Source organism: Mesorhizobium sp. M7A.F.Ca.CA.004.06.1.1 (genome assembly GCF_003999135.1).
Classification (GTDB): Bacteria; Pseudomonadota; Alphaproteobacteria; order Rhizobiales; family Rhizobiaceae; genus Mesorhizobium.
Genome location: NZ_RZPQ01001046.1, coordinates 1 through 1,566, shown reverse-complemented (window position 1 = coordinate 1,566; position 1,566 = coordinate 1). Strand labels below are relative to the sequence as shown.

Annotated in this window: 3 protein-coding genes and 1 pseudogene; 3 read left to right on the top strand and 1 reads right to left on the bottom strand. The window is 60.5% G+C overall.

What is annotated here, in order from left to right; translation table 11 throughout:
• From EN906_RS33645 to EN906_RS33635, 3 genes and pseudogenes are all read left to right on the top strand, one after another.
• A partial coding sequence (locus EN906_RS33645; RefSeq protein WP_164777587.1) for a creatininase family protein occupies positions 1–401 on the top strand: 401 nt, incomplete at its 5' end.
• A gap of 168 nt (positions 402–569) precedes the next feature.
• A complete protein-coding gene (locus tag EN906_RS33640; RefSeq protein ID WP_127271993.1) occupies positions 570–824 on the top strand; it encodes a type II toxin-antitoxin system ParD family antitoxin in 255 nt (84 codons plus the stop codon).
• Positions 824–1,121, top strand: a pseudogene (locus EN906_RS33635) (type II toxin-antitoxin system RelE/ParE family toxin). Before EN906_RS33640 ends, EN906_RS33635 begins: the two are co-directional and overlap by 1 nt.
• A 22-nt stretch (positions 1,122–1,143) precedes the next feature.
• Here EN906_RS33635 and EN906_RS33630 read toward each other — a convergent pair.
• The coding region (locus tag EN906_RS33630; RefSeq protein ID WP_127375750.1) for a tyrosine phosphatase family protein at positions 1,144–1,566 on the bottom strand (423 nt) is incomplete at its 5' end.

Genomic DNA, 1,566 nt, shown 5'->3' with positions numbered 1-1,566 from the left:
TCTCCTCGTTGCCGCCATGCGAATTGACCACGACCAGCTGGCAACGGTTCGGCCGCCCGGCCGGCATGTACACCGAACTGGAGGACCGCCACGGCATCCATGGCGGCGATGTCGAGACCTCGCTGATGCTGCATTTCCGGCCGGACCTCGTCGACATGGCCAAGGCCGACAATTTCGTTTCCAATGTCGCCAAAGCCGAAAACGAACTTTCGCTCCTGCGCCACACCGGCACCCATGCCTTCGCCTGGATCGCCAGCGATCTCAACCCGAACGGCGTCGTCGGCGATGCCAGCATCGCGACGGCGGAGAAGGGCCGGCTGACGGCGGAATATCAGGCCGACGGCTTCATCAGCCTGCTGCGGGATGTGCGCAAGGCGAAGCTCGCGGACTGGTTGACGTAGCCTCCAAACCAGTGGTCTGGCATCGAAAGGCAAGCGCTGTCCTCTTGAACAAACCAGGCGACGGAGGGCGTATCTGACAATCGCGCTTTTGGACAAGAGATTTCCGCACAAGAGATTTTGACAAACTTTGCCAAAACGGACCATACTGGACGAGATATGGAGGCCAGTATGGCAACGATGAACGTATCATTGCCCGACCCGATGAAAGATTGGGTGGAGGCGCAAACCGAAACGGGCCGTTACGCCAACGCGAGCGACTATGTGCGCGATTTGATCCGTCGGGATCAGGAGCGCAATGACAAGATTGCCGCCATGCAGCGCTTTGTCGACGATGGCTTGAAGAGTGGCATCGGCAATCGATCCAGGGACGCGCTTTTCACGGAGGCGGTTAAACGCGCTGAAAAGCCATCCGGCAATGGGTAGTGGGATTTCGCCTTTCTTTAGCTGCGGAAGAGGACATCGTCGGTATTGCCGAGCAAGGGGTGCGCCTGTTCGGGCGCTGTGCAGGCCAGACAGTATCATGACGAGTTGTTCACGATCTTTGACCTGATCGCTGCCAGTCCCCGAATAGCGCGGGAGCGGCTTGAATTGGCGCCACCGATGCGTATCCATCCCTTCAAAGCCCATCTTGTCGTCTACCGGATCGAAGCCGACGACGACGTGTTCATTGTCCGGATACGGCACGGGCATGAAGATTGGGCGAATGAAGGCACCCGATAATCGAACAACGACATGGGGGCAGCTAGCTGTCGATCCTCAGCGCGAAGGGCGTGCCTTCAAAGGCATCCGCACCGCGGCCGATCGATTCGATCGCCTCGATCATGCGGCCGTTGCGATCAAGCAGCGCATCGGCCACCGCGATCAGTCGCGGATTGGGTGTTGCCGAGGGCGACAGCGCCCGCAGCGTCCGCGCCAATTCGGCCTCGTCGCGTTTCGGCGCCAATGCGGCCGCGATGATATAGGCCGAAGCCGTCGAGCGGCTGATGCCGGCATAGCAATGCACGAGCATCGGCCTTGCCCGGTCCCAGCGGCGCGCGAAATCGAGCAGGTTGCGGACATGCTCCTCGCCGGGCATGGTCATGCCGTCCTGCGCCGCCGCGATGTCATGCATGACCAGATGCAGATGATTTTCTTTCGATATCGAGGCCGGCCGGACCACCGCCGT